The sequence below is a fragment of the Pantoea sp. S18 genome (genome assembly GCF_045689705.1).
GTDB classification, from domain to species: Bacteria; Pseudomonadota; Gammaproteobacteria; order Enterobacterales; family Enterobacteriaceae; genus Pantoea; species Pantoea symbiotica.
Map to the genome: position 1 here is coordinate 3,319,415 of NZ_CP142688.1, position 17,482 is coordinate 3,336,896.

General features: G+C 51.4%; 38 protein-coding genes. 12 read left to right on the forward strand and 26 right to left on the reverse strand.

Translation table 11 applies throughout. The annotated features are described in order from the left end of the window. Positions 1–61: 61 nt before the first annotated feature. The 25 genes from VIJ98_RS15415 to VIJ98_RS15535 all read right to left on the reverse strand — a co-directional run bounded on the left by VIJ98_RS15415 (position 62) and on the right by VIJ98_RS15535 (position 10,942). On the reverse strand, positions 62–286 hold the full coding sequence (locus VIJ98_RS15415) for a hypothetical protein (RefSeq protein WP_323274815.1): 225 nt from the start codon (positions 284–286) through the stop codon (positions 62–64). A 158-nt stretch (positions 287–444) separates the two neighbouring features. Next, positions 445–990: a KilA-N domain-containing protein gene (locus VIJ98_RS15420; protein ID WP_323274816.1), complete on the reverse strand. Its 546-nt coding sequence runs from the start codon at positions 988–990 to the stop codon at positions 445–447. A 194-nt stretch (positions 991–1,184) separates the two neighbouring features. Continuing rightward, positions 1,185–1,640 (reverse strand): lysis protein, encoded by a 456-nt coding sequence (locus VIJ98_RS15425; RefSeq protein ID WP_407330305.1) that lies wholly within the window; start codon positions 1,638–1,640, stop codon positions 1,185–1,187. After that, a complete protein-coding gene (locus VIJ98_RS15430; protein WP_323274822.1) occupies positions 1,633–2,136 on the reverse strand; it encodes a lysozyme in 504 nt (167 codons plus the stop codon). The genes VIJ98_RS15425 and VIJ98_RS15430 overlap by 8 nt, the downstream gene beginning before the upstream one ends. 4 nt (positions 2,137–2,140) lie before the next feature. Beyond that, on the reverse strand, positions 2,141–2,383 hold the full coding sequence (locus tag VIJ98_RS15435; RefSeq protein WP_224934050.1) for a phage holin: 243 nt from the start codon (positions 2,381–2,383) through the stop codon (positions 2,141–2,143). A gap of 281 nt (positions 2,384–2,664) precedes the next feature. Beyond that, positions 2,665–3,054: a Gp49 family protein gene (locus VIJ98_RS15440; protein ID WP_323274827.1), complete on the reverse strand. Its 390-nt coding sequence runs from the start codon at positions 3,052–3,054 to the stop codon at positions 2,665–2,667. Between the two features lie 172 nt (positions 3,055–3,226). After that, positions 3,227–3,715 carry an antiterminator Q family protein gene (locus VIJ98_RS15445; protein ID WP_323274828.1) on the reverse strand — a complete coding sequence of 163 codons (489 nt, stop codon included), beginning with the start codon at positions 3,713–3,715 and terminating at the stop codon, positions 3,227–3,229. Then, a complete protein-coding gene (locus VIJ98_RS15450; protein WP_323274831.1) occupies positions 3,696–3,833 on the reverse strand; it encodes a YlcG family protein in 138 nt (45 codons plus the stop codon). Before VIJ98_RS15450 ends, VIJ98_RS15445 begins: the two co-directional genes overlap by 20 nt. Further along, positions 3,830–4,414: a recombination protein NinG gene (locus VIJ98_RS15455; protein WP_323274832.1), complete on the reverse strand. Its 585-nt coding sequence runs from the start codon at positions 4,412–4,414 to the stop codon at positions 3,830–3,832. The genes VIJ98_RS15450 and VIJ98_RS15455 overlap by 4 nt, the downstream gene beginning before the upstream one ends. Then, positions 4,398–4,670, reverse strand: coding sequence for a hypothetical protein (locus VIJ98_RS15460; RefSeq protein WP_323274834.1), 273 nt, complete (start codon positions 4,668–4,670; stop codon positions 4,398–4,400). Before VIJ98_RS15460 ends, VIJ98_RS15455 begins: the two co-directional genes overlap by 17 nt. After that, positions 4,654–4,839, reverse strand: coding sequence for a protein NinF (locus VIJ98_RS15465; RefSeq protein ID WP_323274836.1), 186 nt, complete (start codon positions 4,837–4,839; stop codon positions 4,654–4,656). Before VIJ98_RS15465 ends, VIJ98_RS15460 begins: the two co-directional genes overlap by 17 nt. Before the next feature lie 98 nt (positions 4,840–4,937). Then, on the reverse strand, positions 4,938–5,363 hold the full coding sequence (locus tag VIJ98_RS15470; protein WP_323274837.1) for an HNH endonuclease signature motif containing protein: 426 nt from the start codon (positions 5,361–5,363) through the stop codon (positions 4,938–4,940). Then, positions 5,360–5,536: a NinE family protein gene (locus VIJ98_RS15475; RefSeq protein ID WP_222182473.1), complete on the reverse strand. Its 177-nt coding sequence runs from the start codon at positions 5,534–5,536 to the stop codon at positions 5,360–5,362. The genes VIJ98_RS15470 and VIJ98_RS15475 overlap by 4 nt, the downstream gene beginning before the upstream one ends. A gap of 142 nt (positions 5,537–5,678) precedes the next feature. Beyond that, entirely contained in the window at positions 5,679–5,873 is a 195-nt protein-coding gene (locus tag VIJ98_RS15480) for a hypothetical protein (protein ID WP_323274841.1), read from the reverse strand. 8 nt (positions 5,874–5,881) lie between these two features. After that, on the reverse strand, positions 5,882–6,331 hold the full coding sequence (locus tag VIJ98_RS15485) for a DUF1367 family protein (protein WP_323274842.1): 450 nt from the start codon (positions 6,329–6,331) through the stop codon (positions 5,882–5,884). Positions 6,332–6,635: 304 nt separating this feature from the next. Continuing rightward, positions 6,636–6,866, reverse strand: a complete 231-nt coding sequence (locus VIJ98_RS15490; protein ID WP_323274843.1) for a DUF551 domain-containing protein — start codon at positions 6,864–6,866, stop codon at positions 6,636–6,638. After that, a complete protein-coding gene (locus VIJ98_RS15495; RefSeq protein WP_323274845.1) occupies positions 6,863–7,309 on the reverse strand; it encodes a DUF3850 domain-containing protein in 447 nt (148 codons plus the stop codon). The genes VIJ98_RS15490 and VIJ98_RS15495 overlap by 4 nt, the downstream gene beginning before the upstream one ends. Then, entirely contained in the window at positions 7,306–7,443 is a 138-nt protein-coding gene (locus tag VIJ98_RS15500) for a hypothetical protein (RefSeq protein ID WP_323274846.1), read from the reverse strand. Before VIJ98_RS15500 ends, VIJ98_RS15495 begins: the two co-directional genes overlap by 4 nt. Continuing rightward, positions 7,440–7,784, reverse strand: a complete 345-nt coding sequence (locus tag VIJ98_RS15505) for a LexA family transcriptional regulator (RefSeq protein ID WP_323274848.1) — start codon at positions 7,782–7,784, stop codon at positions 7,440–7,442. The genes VIJ98_RS15500 and VIJ98_RS15505 overlap by 4 nt, the downstream gene beginning before the upstream one ends. Beyond that, positions 7,781–7,936 carry a hypothetical protein gene (locus tag VIJ98_RS15510; RefSeq protein ID WP_323274850.1) on the reverse strand — a complete coding sequence of 52 codons (156 nt, stop codon included), beginning with the start codon at positions 7,934–7,936 and terminating at the stop codon, positions 7,781–7,783. The genes VIJ98_RS15505 and VIJ98_RS15510 overlap by 4 nt, the downstream gene beginning before the upstream one ends. Beyond that, positions 7,933–8,628: a replication protein P gene (locus VIJ98_RS15515; RefSeq protein WP_323274851.1), complete on the reverse strand. Its 696-nt coding sequence runs from the start codon at positions 8,626–8,628 to the stop codon at positions 7,933–7,935. Before VIJ98_RS15515 ends, VIJ98_RS15510 begins: the two co-directional genes overlap by 4 nt. Beyond that, the gene (locus tag VIJ98_RS15520; protein WP_407330306.1) at positions 8,625–9,554 is read right to left on the reverse strand and encodes a replication protein; all 930 of its coding nucleotides are present in this window, start codon (positions 9,552–9,554) and stop codon (positions 8,625–8,627) included. The genes VIJ98_RS15515 and VIJ98_RS15520 overlap by 4 nt, the downstream gene beginning before the upstream one ends. After that, positions 9,551–10,285 (reverse strand): GIY-YIG nuclease family protein, encoded by a 735-nt coding sequence (locus VIJ98_RS15525; RefSeq protein ID WP_323274854.1) that lies wholly within the window; start codon positions 10,283–10,285, stop codon positions 9,551–9,553. Before VIJ98_RS15525 ends, VIJ98_RS15520 begins: the two co-directional genes overlap by 4 nt. 34 nt (positions 10,286–10,319) lie before the next feature. Continuing rightward, on the reverse strand, positions 10,320–10,610 hold the full coding sequence (locus VIJ98_RS15530; RefSeq protein WP_323274856.1) for a CII family transcriptional regulator: 291 nt from the start codon (positions 10,608–10,610) through the stop codon (positions 10,320–10,322). Positions 10,611–10,726: 116 nt separating this feature from the next. Then, the gene (locus tag VIJ98_RS15535; RefSeq protein ID WP_323274858.1) at positions 10,727–10,942 is read right to left on the reverse strand and encodes a helix-turn-helix domain-containing protein; all 216 of its coding nucleotides are present in this window, start codon (positions 10,940–10,942) and stop codon (positions 10,727–10,729) included. A 41-nt stretch (positions 10,943–10,983) separates the two neighbouring features. Between VIJ98_RS15535 and VIJ98_RS15540 the strand changes: the two genes are divergently transcribed. The 5 genes from VIJ98_RS15540 to VIJ98_RS15560 all read left to right on the forward strand — a co-directional run bounded on the left by VIJ98_RS15540 (position 10,984) and on the right by VIJ98_RS15560 (position 13,830). Further along, the gene (locus VIJ98_RS15540; RefSeq protein WP_323274860.1) at positions 10,984–11,676 is read left to right on the forward strand and encodes a helix-turn-helix domain-containing protein; all 693 of its coding nucleotides are present in this window, start codon (positions 10,984–10,986) and stop codon (positions 11,674–11,676) included. Between the two features lie 730 nt (positions 11,677–12,406). Further along, positions 12,407–12,682, forward strand: coding sequence for a hypothetical protein (locus VIJ98_RS15545; RefSeq protein WP_323274862.1), 276 nt, complete (start codon positions 12,407–12,409; stop codon positions 12,680–12,682). 7 nt (positions 12,683–12,689) lie between these two features. Then, a complete protein-coding gene (locus VIJ98_RS15550; protein ID WP_323274864.1) occupies positions 12,690–12,965 on the forward strand; it encodes a hypothetical protein in 276 nt (91 codons plus the stop codon). Between the two features lie 49 nt (positions 12,966–13,014). Further along, positions 13,015–13,245, forward strand: a complete 231-nt coding sequence (locus VIJ98_RS15555) for a hypothetical protein (protein WP_323274866.1) — start codon at positions 13,015–13,017, stop codon at positions 13,243–13,245. 369 nt (positions 13,246–13,614) lie between these two features. After that, a complete protein-coding gene (locus tag VIJ98_RS15560; RefSeq protein ID WP_323274868.1) occupies positions 13,615–13,830 on the forward strand; it encodes a hypothetical protein in 216 nt (71 codons plus the stop codon). A gap of 13 nt (positions 13,831–13,843) precedes the next feature. Here VIJ98_RS15560 and VIJ98_RS15565 read toward each other — a convergent pair whose 3' ends face one another. After that, positions 13,844–13,969, reverse strand: a complete 126-nt coding sequence (locus tag VIJ98_RS15565; RefSeq protein WP_072930066.1) for a DUF2256 domain-containing protein — start codon at positions 13,967–13,969, stop codon at positions 13,844–13,846. A 95-nt stretch (positions 13,970–14,064) separates the two neighbouring features. On the opposite strand from VIJ98_RS15565, the gene VIJ98_RS15570 reads away from it, so the two are divergent. The 7 genes from VIJ98_RS15570 (at position 14,065) to VIJ98_RS15600 (ending at position 17,455) form a co-directional block, all read left to right on the forward strand. After that, entirely contained in the window at positions 14,065–14,301 is a 237-nt protein-coding gene (locus VIJ98_RS15570; RefSeq protein ID WP_277967078.1) for a hypothetical protein, read from the forward strand. A 145-nt stretch (positions 14,302–14,446) separates the two neighbouring features. After that, on the forward strand, positions 14,447–15,418 hold the full coding sequence (locus VIJ98_RS15575; RefSeq protein WP_323274873.1) for a cell envelope biogenesis protein TolA: 972 nt from the start codon (positions 14,447–14,449) through the stop codon (positions 15,416–15,418). 66 nt (positions 15,419–15,484) lie between these two features. Next, on the forward strand, positions 15,485–15,592 hold the full coding sequence (locus VIJ98_RS15580; RefSeq protein ID WP_231102727.1) for a protease FtsH-inhibitory lysogeny factor CIII: 108 nt from the start codon (positions 15,485–15,487) through the stop codon (positions 15,590–15,592). Between the two features lie 273 nt (positions 15,593–15,865). Next, positions 15,866–16,024, forward strand: coding sequence for a hypothetical protein (locus VIJ98_RS15585; protein ID WP_323274877.1), 159 nt, complete (start codon positions 15,866–15,868; stop codon positions 16,022–16,024). Then, the gene (locus tag VIJ98_RS15590) at positions 16,011–16,625 is read left to right on the forward strand and encodes an ERF family protein (protein WP_323274879.1); all 615 of its coding nucleotides are present in this window, start codon (positions 16,011–16,013) and stop codon (positions 16,623–16,625) included. Before VIJ98_RS15585 ends, VIJ98_RS15590 begins: the two co-directional genes overlap by 14 nt. After that, positions 16,626–17,096 carry a single-stranded DNA-binding protein gene (locus VIJ98_RS15595; RefSeq protein WP_323274881.1) on the forward strand — a complete coding sequence of 157 codons (471 nt, stop codon included), beginning with the start codon at positions 16,626–16,628 and terminating at the stop codon, positions 17,094–17,096. Positions 17,097–17,122: 26 nt separating this feature from the next. Then, positions 17,123–17,455, forward strand: a complete 333-nt coding sequence (locus VIJ98_RS15600; RefSeq protein WP_323274883.1) for a hypothetical protein — start codon at positions 17,123–17,125, stop codon at positions 17,453–17,455. Positions 17,456–17,482 lie beyond the last annotated feature (27 nt).

The following is a 17,482-nucleotide window of genomic DNA, read 5'->3' on the forward strand; positions in this document are numbered from 1 at the left end:
GGTTGAACTCTGAAAGTGCAGTTTTCAGCATAAAATAAAACCGCCCGTAGGCGGTTCAGTTTCATGACTGCAAGGCAGCCACGTAATTTTGAGGAAATTTCACTCCAGGCTCGGATTTTAGTGCCTCGATTTTATCAATCACTGCCTTCTTACCATTCTCATCCGATGCCTGATATTGGACTCTGGCAATGTCTAAAATTTTATTAGCTGTAGATGAATAACCCAAAGACCCCTCGGCTTCTGCCTTTGCTAGAATCAAATAAACTTGATCATTAAATGAACTCATGTCTTTTCCTTATCCATGATTGGAAGTGAAAAGATACAGTGTTTTTTTCTGGTTATCATCATCAGGCGCACTAGCAAATGCGCCTTGTGATGAAAGCCGTTGTGAAAGTGGCTCTCGTTAAACCTTTGATATTAAAGCAAAGCGCAATTTTGCGCTATCTAGGCGGCATCTGCTTTCTTAGGCAGTCCCGGAATTACCAATTGGATCTGCTCCTGCATATGGATGCGCTCAGATTCAATGCGCCGCTTCTCTCCACCCACGCCCCAGCGATTCATGATGCGTGCCGCAGTGCTAACTCGCCTTGTCTTGTGCTGATATTCGAGCTCAAGCTTATTGGCTTCAGCAAATAGCGACAGCTTGCCCATCACGACATCACGGAATGTTTGGTAAACCTTCACTTCGAAAGAGGCTGAAAGCCATGCGGCGTACTTCAACGCGATAAGTTCATGCGCCCATGTGCCGCGATAAGCCCCGCCATGAACTACATCAAGTATCTGATTTTGCTCCAAAGTGTCTTTAAGCACTTTGGAAACTTCATCGACAAATGCCTGTACGCCATCAGCGCCAAGGAATTGACTTGGAACCTGCCACTTCTTCGCTAGGCCGCCAGCAATTGCAGCGCGGTGCATATCGTTAAGATTGTAGGTGCCAAACTCATTACTTCTGACGTGAACATTTTCGATCACAATGCTTGGATTGTTCATTGCATTTCCTTTTAGGAAGATGAGCCTGTCGCACAGAACAGCCGCCACCCGAGAGGCCGCAATGATGCCAACGGTTGTTCTCAGGCTCAGCTTTCTGAAAGGCTCGGGTTTGATTTGCGCGTGCGAGGCGCATAAAAAAAGGCCTCGCGAATGCGAAGCCAATGTTGCTCGTTGTTACGTAGGGTCAGTTAAAGCTACTTGAGGCATTGCTCAGTGATGTACTGCTGTAGCGCTGCTATTTTTGACTGGTCGTTTTTGATTCCGGCTCTGATACCGAGAACGTTTCGTCCAGCAATGTCAGAGAGTTCGACGGTGGCTCCATTGTCCACGCTGGCGGATCCGGCGGCTTGCTTCTGACAGCTACCTGCGACGAGCACCCGACCACCGCGATCAAGCTTGCGCTGCAAAGCATCATTTTCAGCTTTAGCACTGGCTAACTCCTTCGTGTATTTGGCATCGAGAGCGGCAACGTCACGCTGACGCACTTGCATGTCATCAATCGCGGCGTTAGCCAGGTTAAGAGCATCAGATGCTTTGTCTCGCTGGGCCTTGTAGTCGATGGCGCTGCCTCGGTAGTACAGCGCCATGCTTCCAGCAGCAATCGCTCCTGCCAGTAAAAGCAGAAGCAATCCGATCGTCGCTTTAGATATCATTTGCGCTTTCCGCCAGGCAGAGAGAACGCTCCATGTCGCGGCGGTTCATCAGGCCTTTCCACTTCATGCCACCGGCATATACCCAGCGGCGCAACTCTTCGCATGCTCCAGCCTGGTCGCCAGCGTTGAGCTTTTTCAGCAGCGTGGATTTTGAGAAGGCAGATGTGCCGACGTTATAAGTGAAGCTGTAAAGCGCGGCGCGCGGATATTCACCCAGCGGCACCTTGACCATGGAATCGACAGCCTTCTTAACTGGCTGCAGGTCATTCCACATCAGGCGATCGCATTCACGGTCGGTATACTTCTTTCCCTTAACGATGTCGGGACCGGTATGACCATCGCAGACAGTCCATACCCCAGCCACATCTTTGTAGGGTTCGTACACGCGCCCTTCTACTCCATCCTTTCCGCCTAGGAATACCGTTGCGATAAGCATGGCTCCGCCGCCCGCAGCAGCAATGAGCCTGTTGCGCAGTGTGTTAGACATTGCCATTGGGTTAATCCTCGGTGAGGTCGGGCGCGGTGGGCCAGCGTTGCAGCGCTTTAATCTGCGCCATTGTGGCCTTGCGTTTGTAATACCAGTTGATGCCGAGCGTGAATAGCGCAACCAGAATACCGGCCAGCACGCCAACAGCACTCCATTCATCGGGACTTAACCGGGTCAGCAGACCGTTGGCAATTGTCCCGGCAGATGCGCCGTATGCCGCGCCTGATGCCAGTTTGCTCATATCGATACTCATATACACCTCGCTGTTCGCTTGGTGCCGCCTGTAGTCGTAAGAAAAGTGCGCGCATCCCCACACAGCAATGAGGGTCTGAATAAGTTTTGGGATGGCGCAAAAAAGAGAAGGCCAGCTCTATGGCTGACCTTTAATCTCAGGCAATCGCAAAAGTGCCTGATTTTGAGATTTGGTTATATGTGGAGCTATCCGCTTATGTGTGGAGCGAGCCTCACATATAACGCGTAATGTGTGGAGCAATAAACATCATCGGGCGCACGTTTAAATGCGCCCTGTGATGCTTACGGCTCGTCGTAAAGCTTCTGCTTCAGCAGATAACCTTCCAGTAGCCAGATTTTGTTTACTGCGTTTTGTCGCGCGATTTTGCGACCAATTTCTGCATCAAAGTTTTCTGGACTTGCACAGGCAGACTCTCCCGTAACGGTGAAGCCATTCTCAAGCACAAGAACACAGAACGTCAGCAACTTCAGTTGATTGAAGTCGTCTAACTCCTGCACCTGATTCACTTTCTCACCACCTTCACTTTCGATGCGAATATTGGCACCGCTGCGACCGTCCGCCGCCGTGAAGTATGTCTCGCTGGTGATGATTGATTCTACGTGGGAGGGGGTAACGCGTGGCGCAGTCTTACCTTTCTGAACAATCTCTTGCTCAATCTGCTGGTCGTTCATAATTATGACCTCTGGATTTTAGGCAACAAAAAAGCCCTCGCAGATGGTGAGTCCGCAGGGCTTCTTAATTATCACAATTTGCTTGTTCGATTACTGTCCGGGCATCCCTAAGAACACTTACGGCAGCTTACCCTTAAATAGTGGCTCATTGGCTCAACAGAGTCAATACCTACTATGCGACTTTTCTAATTTTCACTACACGTTTGCGATCGTTAAATGCATTTAGCAGCGGAGTGTAGAGAAGATACAAACTCGCATTAAGTATTTCGTCCACCTCTCGCCTACAAGTAATCATCGACGGTACACGATAGCTTTCACCACCTCGCCCCGACATTTTGCGAGGACTTGCGCACTTGTGATAGTAAGATGCGATCGCACGCTTGGAAGAGCCGTGAGCATAGTAACTGAGCAGGATGCCAAGAGCTTTTTTATCGATGCACATGACGGAGTCCACGACCTGAGAAATCAAGAGTCCGTCATCATCGTTGCACATTGGCCGGGATGGATATGATTGTGGTTCAACAGTAGCCATGTATTGCGCTATGACGCTGGTCATGCGCTTTTCCAGCCTTCCTGAATATACCCACGCTCCCCACAGTTCTAACCAGCCATTCAGCCAGTCATGTTGCTCTTTGCTGAGATTAAGCTCGCGTACTGGCATGTTTCACCCCCATGATTTTCGCTGTGTTACGCAATATGCGGTAGTTGATTTCGAACATGCGGCGGGCGCGGTACATGCGCAGCAAGCGCCATTTGTCGTGCAGGTAATCGACTATCATGCTGCCTCTCTTTGCTTATTCAGTTCACGCAGCGCAGCCCTGTAATGCGCTCTGATGCGCTCCAGTTCTTCGCGGGTGTATCGGTGAGGTGTGTTGTTAGATTCGAGCGCTAATACGCGCTGAAGGCCGATTTTTGCTATGAGGTTGACCCTGTAGGGTCCGATATTGCCGGAGTGATGAACGTTACAGGCTGCACATTGGCTGTGGGCGTTATCCTCATCAAAACGTAATTGCTTAGCCGCTGCCGTTGTCCTGAAATGCCCTGCGTGATAGCTGGCTGCTGTGGTGCTGCCGCAGCTGATGCAGATGTCGCCGTCTCTAGCCCTAATCCAGTCGTTGAATGCTCGCTGGGTCATGTTCATCCAGTGGCTTAACGGTTTCACATCCGCTTTGCGTTTGTTCCATGCAGCACGCTCCTCTTTCGCCTGGCGCTTTTGTTTGCGTTCGGTGAGCTGGTTAGCGAGTTGGATGGCACATTTGGGTGAGCAGACGGTTTGGAGGCTGTTGCGGGGAGTAAACTTTTCAGGGCAGCATTTGCATTTTTTCGGCTTCGGCGGTTTTGGCTTAATTGCCTTTACCATTTCTCCTCCTGAGGTCTATTTCCTTTTGAGCAGCATCGTTGATATCACACTCAGTCTGAATCGGAAGCCTTTTTCCTTGAGGGTCAGTCCACTCCGCACCGCAGAAGGGATTGAAACCGCTGTAAGCAGCGCGATATTCGTCTACCAATTTCCAGCGGCGCCAAAAACTCTTACGCGCGAAAGTCTTAATGGTAACGACAGTCCCCTTAATTCCGCCCCGTCCGAACTCGAAACTGAACTCATGCTTTATCGCCATTATCGCTCTCTCCGTGCATTCTGAAGTTGTCGTCTCGCATCCAACCGGCGCAGCAGCGGTCGCAGGCATACACCCAATCCGACAGCAGTTCCGAACCGCAGCCAGCGCACACCAAAGCAGATAGCTCGCCAGCGCCAGTAGGCGGATTTGATGGGGTTGTGTTGTTCATACTCCTCCCACTTGAGGTCTGTTTCGCACGTTTCACATGCGACTGAGTACCAGTGCTTATCTTCACTGGTGAGGATGGTGTGGCAGCGGTGGCAGCGTTCACGCGGCATTTTCTTCCTCCCGATAGCGCTCAAACCAGAAAATAACTGGCGCCTGCGTTACCTCGATTTGTCCAAATCGCTCAGCAGTGCGGAAGTTGACGCTTGATGCCCTAGCTCTCTCAACCTGCTTTGCAATTTGTTCGCGGAACAGCTCAACACTAAATGTCGCCTTGAAGAGGTTGCATGGAGCGCAGGCAGGATAATGATTTTCGATGCTATCTCTGGCGGCGTAAGTGACGTCACCTGTGTTCTTTAGCCTCCATAACCCTTTTCTTCTGGCCTCCTCGTCAACTTCTGATATGCGCAGAACTGGCTCAACGTGGTCTGCATGCCAGCCTTTCTCTGGCAGTTGGCAGCCGCAATATGCACATCGCCCTCCAAACTTCATACGCAGCGCTGAGCGTTGCTTGGTGGTTAGTTTCATCGTGTAAACCTCATGCGGTCCCATTTCGCGCGCAGCAGTCCGTAGGTGTAATCGAATGTCTTCACCTCGCTGGCTGGCGGTATGGGTTTACGTTTAGATCGGGTTCGTTTGGTGGGCTGGAATATCAGGTGGTCGATGCAGATTTGAGTGGGTGATTTACGCTGTCTGCTCATCTCGCCCTCGCACACATATGGCGGCATGTATCGATGCTGCAGCCCATTCGCTGGCTGATGATTGCGTATGTCAGCCCCATTTTTCTGAGCTTCCCTACTTTGTTGCACTCTTCCTGTGTGCGGTGTTGGTATCTGCCTTTGCTCATGCTGCGCACCTGTATTCAGTGGTTACGGTTCCCGGCGTGCCGGTGGTGAACATTGCGTTGCGATCGGGATGCTCTGGCTTCACTTCCATCAGGCCGTCAAAGCGCTGGTAAACGCAGTGCGGTTTCTTATGGACAAACGCCAGCCACGCGGCTTCTTCGATGGCTGCGCCAATATCGGTAAAGGGTGTCATTGGATTCCTCAGAAGTAGGAATAGAGTTGGTTGATGATTTTCTGGTCTTTGGTGCCGGCGAATACGTGTTTGATGGCGGCGTTAATCAGTGATGAATAACAGCGCTCAAACTCTTCCTGCTCCATGCTGCTGTAAGCCAGGCTCTTTGCTTCTGCCCTCACCTCGCCCCGGATGTTCGTCACCATGTCGTAATGGCCTGCCAGAATGGTCAGGTCTTTGCGGAACCGGTTGAACTGTGTGGTTTCATCGGCATTCTCTAGCCCTGCCCGGTCAGCAGCCCAGTGCTGAAAGCAGAAGTTGAAGAATGCGAAGGTTTTGCGGTGAAATGCGGGGTTGCGGGTTAACTTGATTTCGGCGGTGTACTGCTCGCCATTCTTGAAGCGGGTAAGGCGTTGTATGTCACTATCAAGCGCTGGGGTGAATATCCCCCCGGCCGATTTGATCAGCTCGATTTGCATGGCGTTCCTCGATAGCTTTCTCCAGGTATGACGCAATGCTGTCGACCAGCTGCTGTTGCTCTGGCGTCAGTTTCGTGTCGTTGAGTTTGTCGTTTGCTTCGTAGGCTTGGCGGAGTGGGTCAGGGCGGAGTGGGATTACGTTGCTCATGGGCTGTTTCTTTCTGCGATATAGAGGCCGATTGCGACGACAATGCACAGGATTATTCCGGGGGGAGTCATCAGCGCATCGATTATGTTCATCTGGTTTCCCCCTCTCCACTTTCACGACAATCATCGCCGCTGGTTTGATGGTTGGTGAACTGGTTCATGATGGCTCCGGTGCTGTAGGAAGAGGTGCCCAATACAGCGGCGTGCACTGGCTCATCCAGTCGTGGTCACCCCAATACTCTGTTGTCCAAAACTTCTGACTTTCGTCCCATGCAGCCGTATAAACTTCATCGGCTGCTGGAAGCATCTTTGCCACGTCCTCATCGGTGCACAGGACATATACGCCATCATCTGGCATTTCTTTTTCAACGCTTACCCATTGACTCATCCTTCCCTCCCATCATTTTCAATCACCCGATAGGCTATCACCAACTGGCCAGCTCCGTAGCCCCAATTCAAAAAGCCGCTGGAATCAGTTTCTGTTTCACCGCCTGCATAGCGAACCTGTACACGCTCACCTCTCACAGATTCCGGCATATGTCCGGCCTTCCACTCAATCCAGCCATCATTCTCAATCTGCCGGTAGGTGTCCGTTGTGGGCTGTGGTGGCGTCATACTGAGCAGCACATAACCCGGAAGGCAATCACCAACGTCAGCTACGTGTGTCACCACCCTTTCGCAAGCGTCACCGGTATAGTCGCCGTTCCATTCCATTAGCAGTAGCATGTCACCGACTGCAAAATTGCGGTCGTTCTTGCGCAGCTCAGCGGTTTTGATTTCGTCCAGAACCGGCGTGAAGTGCTGCGGTAAAATTTTCAGTTCGTGTCTCAAAATCCACCTCCTCCCTTTGTTTTGCTCTTGCCGCCTTTTTCGGAACGGGAATCAACCTTTGGTGCCGGTTTGCTTTCGCCGAATACGCGCTTAATCAGCTCAGCGCGAGGCAGTCCGTGAATTACCTGTGTCATGCGAACTCCTTAACTTTCATGCCGGCCGATTTGATGGCGTCCACCACGTCACGCTGGTAAAGCTGTGGCTTGAACACGCCTTCGTACCAGTATTCGCTGTCGTTGATGTCGGGCATTTCTACTGCGGCCGTATCAGTCAGCGTTATGCCTCGGCTGATACCCTTCACCCGATGGATGTGGCCCTTCCTGACCAATACATCGACGTGCAGATAAGCATTGCTGGGGCAGTAGCCGAAGTGCTTGCCGATTTCGGTATAGGTGGGTGCGATGCCGTTTTCAGCGATTTGTGAGCTGATGAACTGCAGTACTTCGCTCTGACACTGTGTGAGGTATTTGCTCATGATGCGGCTCCTTCGCGTCCTTCAAGCCAGAAGAAAAACGCGCGATCGACAACGGCATCCCGATAGCCCAAGTACGTTCGGCGCAGGTCGTGCTTATCGCCGTGCACGCTGCGGTACAGGCGTTCAAACCTGATGCGGATTCCCTCGCTCATGATTTACCTCGCTTCAGGGTGGCGCGAAGCATCGCAACGCCGTCCAGTGCCTTCTCGCTGGTTGATGGTATGGATAGCTTCAGCAGCTGCTTGCGTGGTTCCGGGATGTCTTCGCCAGCTTCGATGCGCTGCGACATCTTGCGGAGCTCTGACCGGCACTTAACGCGCAGCTCTGCCTCACTCAGGTTTCCGGCTCGCATCATGCTGTACAGGCCAGTGACCATCCAGTAATCAGCGTTGGTCTTCCACGGATATTGCTCCGGCGACGCATAGTCGCCACGCTTGGCGCAGTAGGTCATCACCATCGAATAAAGCTCGTCTTCGTCAGGCATGCCTGCAGCGCTGAATGACGCCTCTTTGCACCACTCAATGAACTGGCCCGGCGATGGCAGGAACGGCGAGCCGCTTGCGCGTGCGTGTTTCATGCCTGCTGATAGCTGTTGCTTGCTGTGAATGCCGTTCTCGGCGAAAGCGGCGATCCACTGGCGTTTTGCCGCGGCTTCGTCATTCGGGTTCTTCCAGGCGGTGCTGACTGATGCCGGGAATACCTGCTTGAGGTTGGTGAACAGCGCGTCAACCAGTCGCTCGACGCCTTCATGCACGCCACGCTCTAACGGCTGCGGGCCGTCACCGGCCAGACGGGCCAGCGCGCTTCCGTCGCGGTTCTGAATTGCTGATACGAGTTGTCTCATAGGAATTCATTCTCCCAGGCGTCGCGGCTGTTCCAGTGCTGAGCGGGCTGCTGCGGCTCTGGCGCCTGTCGGTTTCGGTTAGGTTGATTCATCTGAGCTTTGAGCGTGTCCCACTTTTCGCGGAGCTTTGCAGGGCTCATAACGTTGGTTTGCCAGAAGTGATCGGCATTGGCCCATTTGAACAACTCGCATATTTCGTGATGGCTGACGCTCAGGGCATTGCGCATTAGTCGGATGTCGTTTGACCAGGCTGGCCAGTTAGGTTCCTGAGCCGTTGGTGCGACGGTCACCACCTTGCAGAACATCCACTCAGCAGCCTTCAGGTCGTCAGCCGTTCCCCACTTATCACCTTTGGGTGATTGAATGGCTGCATCAGGACGAAGAGCTGGAAGCTGCTTGGAGGGTGAGTGAGGGGATTCGTTAGAATTCCCTGACGTAGTGTTTTTAATATTGTTCTTGTTCTTGTATTGGGTGGCTACCGTTTCCGGGAAGGTTTTTCCTGCTTTCGGGAAGGATTTTCCCGTTTTCGGGAATTTTGTTCCCACTTCCGGTTTGTCTAATATCCAGGCTGAAATCTCAGTATTTACCCCTACAAGTTTCATCATCCCTTGCTTCTGGCTGAAGATGATTTTTCTCTCTGCCAGAGATTTGATGGCATCCGAAACATGGGTATCGCTTAAGCCTGTGAGCCCTGCGATAACTGTGTTCGTCACCCTGTCCTGTTTTTTATTCCATCCGTAGGTGAGCCATATCACCGCCTCGAAACATTGCCATTCCCTACCGGATAATCTCAGGCGTGGCTTTAGCTTCTGGATCTCGTTGGCGACTTTGGTGTACCCGTTGGACAGGTCGGCCATGTGACCTCCTGCATTTTCAGGTAATGGGATTTTGTTGGTGAAGTCGACCCTGCGGACATTATTCATCAGAAACCTGCCTGCTCTCTTGGTCCGAACACACCGGAGATTGTTTCTCGCTCATGGCACTCTTCTAAATAAGCGAGGTGGCTTTGCTTATTTTCAGACATGACAGCGCTGACTTGCCCATACTCGATGACGATTGAAAGCCCATCTCGCACCATTTCATTAAGGCGATCGCAGCCCATATCGAAGATTGCTTTCGCGATATTTGCTGTGGAACCTATATAGTTAATATCGAATTCCTCAAACCAATCAGTTAGGTTCACCTTCACATCTTTATCGATGCAAATAGCTTCAAACTCATTAGCAACTTCCGAAAATGTGGTGCTGCTATCGCACAAGCAGTGCCCCCGGCAAACATCGATAGCCAATGCCAGATCGCACTGGAAGAACTCTCTACTGTCATTCACCCTGTAATCTTTAAGTTCATTGTGGATGCGGCACTCATCACCTCGCGGATCGCTTGAGAAGAACGAGGATTCAACTACAAAAGAAGCTGGCACATTCGTGCCAGATGACAGCTCTTTTGCTCTCTTTTCAGGTGAGGTTGTGGTCATTCCAATTTTGAGAATGCCAGGCATATATGGATTGGAAAGGATGTAAACCCATCCAGTTACATTGATCGTCGCAGGCAGCGGAGCTGCTATATCAACTGGCATGGAATATTTAAGCTCCAAGCGGCTAACTTCATTTCGGATGAAGTTGTATCGCAGATTTACTTCTTCAGGTTGTCCTGGCATAATTACCCCTGTGATTTGATCCAGTCATTTCGCATCAAGCCGAGAATGAGTTACCGCTCATCTCGGCTTTTTCTTTGCCCAAAATCAGGGCCACTTCTTTCGCCACTGCTTTAGCCAGTTGCGCTGCGTCGTCATCAACAATCCCGTATTCCAGAATGTCGATTGCCATGCTCATCTGCCGGAAGAAATTTTTCTTCATGCGGCTGACCTGGTACTCGGCGATACCCAGCCTTTCAGCGAAGGTTTTCTGGCTGATTGATGCCAGCTTATTCAGCAGCGCCGACTCGATGCGGCGTGCGTTCTTGCTTTGAGTTGCTTGTTCCATTGCGTAATATTCCTTTGTTGAATAAGTAATTGCGTGACATTGCGGTGAGCAAGTCACTTAGGTTTGCTCCGGCATTTCGGCGGGAGCGGCTTCAGAGTTTTAAAGAGCGGTGTTGCTTAAGAGGCGGCTAACAGGTCAGCTAAATCAGGTCGAATCTCATATGGCTTTACTCGGCCCTGTGTAGCCTTGGTGATGGCCAGTACGTACTTGGCATCAATGCCACCTCCGTGCAGCCAGCGCCAAACTGTTGGCTGCTTCACACCGCAAAGGTCAGCAAGCTTTTGCTGGCTTCCTGCGATGTTTACAGCTCGCTGAATAGCTTTGTTAGTCATGTGCAATTCCTTTACGTATTATCACAAAGAGAATAATAGCAATGAGTATCAGCGAAGGCAATAGCTTTCCACATTTGACGGTTAATACGGCTAGTTATAAATTGCCGGTTATGAATAAAACGCTTGCAGAAAGATTGGCTTACGCCATGAATGAAAGGGGTATATCTCAGGGTGCTTTAGCTAAAGCTTCTGGGGTTGCTCAACCAACTATTTGGCGGCTTGTGAAGGGCGAGGCTAAGGGTTCTACGCGCCTTGTCGATATTGCGCGCGCGCTGTCTATCAGCGTTGAGTGGCTTGCCAATGGAACCGGATCAATGGTTTCGGATGAGAAGATGACTTACCCTCATCCACCTAAAAATGATATGTCACTTGGGGGCGTTTTCCCGGTGCCTATCTTCGATAAAGCAAACGTGCAGACCGAGGATTATATCTATGTTCCTCAGTCAGTTGAGAGTGACACTTGCCGGGCTTACATGCTGGACAGGAATAGTGGATGCAGTGAGGCTCCTGCTGGTACGGTTGTTGTTGTAGATACAGCTGAGCACCCTGGTAACGGCGATCTTGTTTATGCCCTCGTTAATGACTTCTATTCGGTTTATCGCTTCGTTGATGGCGGCCCGCATGGCTATTTATCCGTTGATGATGATCGCGTACCTTTGGTTCCAGCAGTCAAAGAATCAACGATGATAGGGGTTGTCGTTTTTCTCTTACGAGACTTAAAGCGAAAGAAATAATCCTCTTCATTTTTAGGGGGGGTGTATTCCACATACCCTCCTTGCCTATTTCTAAGCAAAGCCGTTGCCATACCCCCTCCCGCCTGTTAATTAATTCAACAATTTAGCCGCAACTCCATTTGAAACTACTGTTTAAGTAAACAGTGTTTTTATAGTGAAACACATCCTTCCATAAATCAAGCTTACCGTTCTGGTTTTTTTATCCATCTCCGATAAAGCATTAAATCACCCTAAAAATCATAATTTTTTTCGCTTTCGCATCATCACGTTATGTGAATTGCTATTACTTTTTTACCAATACGTATTGCTATGAATAATACGCAATGCTATTGTTTATCCCATCAGCAGCACACAGCACCAACGTGAACTGCACGCTCTTTAACATTGATGGGGTTTGTCTCCGCCGAAATGCGGGGAACCAAAGTGAAGTTGGCTTTGGACTGGCGTGTCGTGGAGCTTAGGCCTATCCGGGATGATCGGGCCGACCTATGAAGCGACTTGAAATCCGGAAACGTCACAGGTTCCGGCGCCAGTACCTAAGCCAATTTATAAAGCCAAGCCGCTGGCAACTTTGATGCGGCATACAGCGACAGGAGGATTTATGTAACGGGTAACAGTGAAGACTGAGAACTTTCCAGATTGAGAAGTATGCCCCGCTACCAAGGTGGATGGCGGGGCGAGTTGATTTAGCAATGCGGACCATCGCTAAGCCAATTACCGGAGGTACACCATGACAGTAGTCGTAACTTATCTGGCCTCTGATACGGCCAAAAATCGTCGCAGGCTGCGCCGTGCTGCTGAGCGAGATGGTTTGAGTGCAGATAATCGCCTCGCCAGAAAAATAGCCGTAGCAAGCGCTGGATGTGCATTAACAGTTGCCCGCGCCACCTCATCCCCTAGTCTGCGTGATAAGCAGGAAGGTGGAGGGGTATGTTTGCCGGAAATCGCAATTTATAACGCGGGATACCGCACTGTCCGCAAAGACGCGGTTCACATTGTTAAGTGAGGGAAGCATGAGGCTGAGAACTGACAGCATCGAACGCCGCAACAAGGTTTTCGCTCTCTACTTCAAGGCTCCGGAGCGTTCGGATTTGTATAAGCGCTGGCGAGAGCCGTTTTCGGGTGCGATTGCAGTAAGCGACGATTTATATGCCCGGAAGTGGCAGCAGATTCAGATGCGGCTGGCAATCATGGAAACGTACCTGCGCGGCGAAATTGCACCCAACTGGTACAACGCCCACTGGCTAAGCAATGAAGAAGCCAACAGGCGCAACGAAAGCTACTGGTAGCAGCTGGCTATCGGAAATCTAAAGACAACGTGACGGCGAGAGGTTGAGCATGATTGAGCAGCTTAATTTTTATATGACACAGGCATCGCCAGAGCTTCTTGAAAGTCGGCGTGAATATATCGAGCGGGCCATTGTAGGAAAGCTTAAGCGCGGAATTGAAGAGCAGAAATCGTGGTCGCCTGAGTTTGCAAGCGAACCGGATTCTCAGGAGCTAATCGTTGCATATACAGAAGGACTAAGGTTCTTCACAGAGAAAGGATTCAACAGCGAGGCTGCCTAGTGCGGCCTTTTTAACGCCACCTGCTCACAAAACAGCGTGGACGCAGCAGAACTGATAAGAGGTGAGTATGACTGTCTTTGAATTAATCGATTGTTTACAGGAAGAAATTAATGCAAACCCTCAATTCGCAGACTTGGAAGTTCTCATGAGTGGCGAGGAATCTGGCGACATGGTGGATGTTACCGGATTCACGGAAACCAATACATCCATCTGGTTTTCATCATCAGAATCTGAAGACCAATAGCCCGCCCCCGAGCGGGTTTCTTTTTACCTACACAAAGGCCAAAACCATGAGCACACAAGATTGCATTATCTGCTGGGTAGTGACTGTGTTGCTGATGGGGTTGGCGATGATAGCGAGGATTTGAGATGGAAGATTGGGAGGAAGTTGAAGCAGCTAGCCACCCCATTGAAATGGCTTCTGACGCCACCATTCGTGACTACTTCGCCAGGGATTGTATGCGAGCCATCATTGGCACGCTGAATGGGCCAGTAACTGGTGAAGAGTGGCCCGGAGACTTCGACTATTACGCTAGCTGCGCATACAAAATGGCAGATGCAATGCTCCGCGCCCGCAGCCAGTAACCTCTTACAACGCTCACTGCCTCCGGCAACGCTCCGAGCACTTACGCACTTCATCCCAGCACTTCTCCCACTTTTTCCGCCATGTGAAAGGCCGTCCACACACGGTGCATATTTTGGTTGGGAGTTCACTTTTCTTCATAACGCACCTCATCTGGAAAGTGATGCAGAGGGATTATTTTAGATGAATTTAGAGCGGTCGCAACGATGCGGCCAGTAACCACAGGAGAGCAATTGATGGAGTTAGTTCCGTTTATCAAGCGAGTTGCTGATTACTATGACGATTGCCAGCTTCATTTCCCGAGCATTGTCGAGCTTAAGGATGAGTCAAGGCTGGAAAAGCAAGAAGATACCGTACATGGAATGCCTTACGTTCTCGTCGAGCAGCACGCAAATTGCGAGGACTGCTACTGGGGTTATTTCTACTTTCCGCTGAAGAAACGGAAATATATTCGAGTTCCTTTTTTCTGCTGAGTAGCAGCGAAGAAGCGATTCACGCGATCGCTTCGACGGTGCTAGTCACCAACGCTTAAGAGTCGAGCCCTTGAGCAACAAATAGAACGTTACATCCTTACGCCCGGCGCAATGCTGGGCTTCTTTTTGCCTGAAGGAAATGCAAATGAGTGAAACAACGGATCTTGTCGTCATTGAGAAGGCTAACGCCCTCACCGTTTTCAAGTCAGCCGACCAGATTGAAGAGATTCTGGCAAAGGTTGAGCGTGAAGTTATGTCCTTTGTGCCGGATGTCACCACGGCGAAGGGCAGAAAGGAGATCGCTTCACTGGCCTACCGCGTATCACAGACGAAATCTTACCTGGATGGCTTGGGTAAGGATTTGGTCGCGGAGCTGAAAGAGGTTCCAAAGCTAATCGATGCCAACCGCAAGACGGTGCGCGATCGCCTTGATGTTCTTCGAGACAAAGCCCGCCAGCCGGTAACAGATTGGGAAGCTGAACAGGAGCGCATCAAGGCAGAGGAAGCAGCCCGCTTGCAGGCTATTAAGGACGCCGAGCAGCGCGAAGCCGATCATGAAATCGCCCTACTCCTGAATGACAAATTCGACCGTGACGCAGCTGAAGCCAAAGCCGAAGCAGAGCGCCAGCGCATTGCTCACGAAGAAGAGATTAAGCGTAAGGCTGTCGAGCAGGCCCGCATTGAGGCTGAGCAGAAAGCCCAGCAGGAACGCGAAGCAGCAGCACAGCGTGAGGCTGATTTGAAAGCAGCGAAGGATAAGGCTGAGGCCGACGCAAAAGCCGCACAGGACCGTGCAGAGCGTGAGGCTAAAGAAGCGCAGGAACGCACCGCACGACTGGCGCAGGAAGCGCGTGAACAGGCTGAGCGTGAGAAACAGCAGGCAGTCGAATTTGAGCGCCAACGCGCCGAACAGTCCGAGCGTAACCGCCTGGCTGAAGAGAAACGCATCGCCGACGAAGCAGCAGCGCGTGCCGCCAATGAAGCGCACCGCAAGAAGATTGGTACTGAGATTGTTACCGCTCTTTTGGGCCACACCAGCCTAACCCGCGAACAGGCAATTGAAGTTCTGGTTGCGCTGAAAGACGGCAACATCCCGCATACCAGCATCACCTACTGATTTAACCACTTAACCAACACCAAGGAATCACCCATGCAGACTTACGCCGTCGCTGGGGCCACCCACATGGGTGACTTCGGCTTTAACACGTCACAACTCGACCGTTTAGTGCGCCGCCTACGTTCTGGCCTGCGCTCACTTTTGGACACTCTGAATCAGCGAGGCGAACCATGAGAACACGTCATTTCAGAAAGGCTCAGGAGCTTTCGCGTGAAGCCGTCCTGTATAGCAGCCCTGCCAAGTGGGCGGTGGCGATGAATCTGTTACGGAGAGCTATTAAATGAAATTCCCTCAGTCACGTATCGCGCTTATCTCATGGCACCGCCATTACCTTTTGCTGGCTAAAGAGAGCCGCAGCACTGGCGACCGTGAATCAGCAGCGCACTTACAGATGATGGCAGCCACAACGCGCCGTCACATTGTCACCCTTCACACTAAGGCAGCGGCATGAGCGACGACGATGCAGCGTTTATTGAATTTATGCAGGGTGCGCTGGGCGACCTGTCCGACCCTATGACATACGAGCAAGCCGCAAAGGATGCGATTGCCGATCACCGCACGGAACGCCAGTTTGAAATGATGGGAGGCATGAATGAGCGTCTATAAGGCGATTAGCGCCGTAGCCAAGGAAATGGCCGAGCAAGGCATAAGCAAGGACCGCGAGAACCGGCAGCAAGGTTTCAATTTCCGTGGCATTGACCAGGTTTATAACGCGCTTGCGCCAATGCTGGCAAAGCATGGTCTTGTCATTCTACCCCGCATTACAGAGCGAACAGTTACTGAGCGGGTGACTGCAAAAGGCGGCGTGTTGTTCTATGTGGTCGTCAAGGCTGAGTTTGATTTTGTCGCCACCGAGGACGGCAGTAAGCACACGGTCGTGACCTATGGTGAGGCTATGGATAGTGGCGACAAGGCTACCAACAAAGCAATGTCGATCGCCTACAAATACGCTGCATTTCAGACGTTCTGCATCCCAACCGAACAGACCGCAATCGATGCTGATGCAGAGGTTCATCACCCTTCCCCGCGTCATCCCGATGAAATCCTGGCTGACTTCACCGCGCAAGCTGCTGAGTGCCCAAGTCTTGAGGATTTAAAGGGTATCTACAAACCAGCGTGGAACGCGTTGGCATCATCGGCTGAGCATCAGCAGAAGTGCGTGGAAGTATTTCAGTTACGTGGAAAAGAGCTAAACAAGGCGGCATAAATGAGCAGCAGAGGCGTCAACAAAGTAATTTTAGTGGGGAATCTTGGGCAAGACCCGGAAATTCGGTACATGCCAAATGGTGGTGCGGTCGCCAATATCACTCTGGCGACATCGGAGAGCTGGCGCGACAAAACCACGGGTGAGCAGAAAGAAATTACCGAATGGCATCGCGTAATTCTGTTCGGAAAGCTGGCAGAAGTTGCTGGGGAGTACCTGCGCAAGGGATCGCAGATTTACATTGAAGGGAAGCTTCGCACCCGCAAATGGCAGGACCAATCAGGCCACGACAAATACACAACGGAAGTGATCGTGAACGTCGGCGGTGTAATGCAGATGTTGGGCGGCAAGCAGGAAGGTGGAGCGGGAAGCCGACCACAGCAGCAATCGTCGCAGCAGCGCCAACCTGGGCCATCCACTCCACCGGCGAATAACGAACCGCCAATGGACTTTGACGACGACATTCCCTTCTGATTCAACCCACCAATAAGGCGGCAGCCATGAATATCACCGATGACTCGGCGGTCCCCGCACATCTGAACCGATGCGACAGTCATGGCCTGCCTTTCTTTGGGCCGGATTGCTGGCGAGCGGGAATGCTGAGAGCAAAAATCAGCCGCTCAATTCTCTCATGGGAAGAGCATCAAGCCCTGCGAGAGCTGAAAACCGTACAGGAAAAGGAAGAATTCTACGAAGAAGCGATGGAGCGCAAGAGGTTTCGCCAGCAGGTTCGGCTGACTGCCTACTACCCTACCCGACCGGTAGTTAAACAGGTCGTGGACAATAATGCCGCATATCCGGAATGGGCAGATAAGCACTTCCATGGCGACTAGCAGATTAATCGACGCTGGCCTGTACCC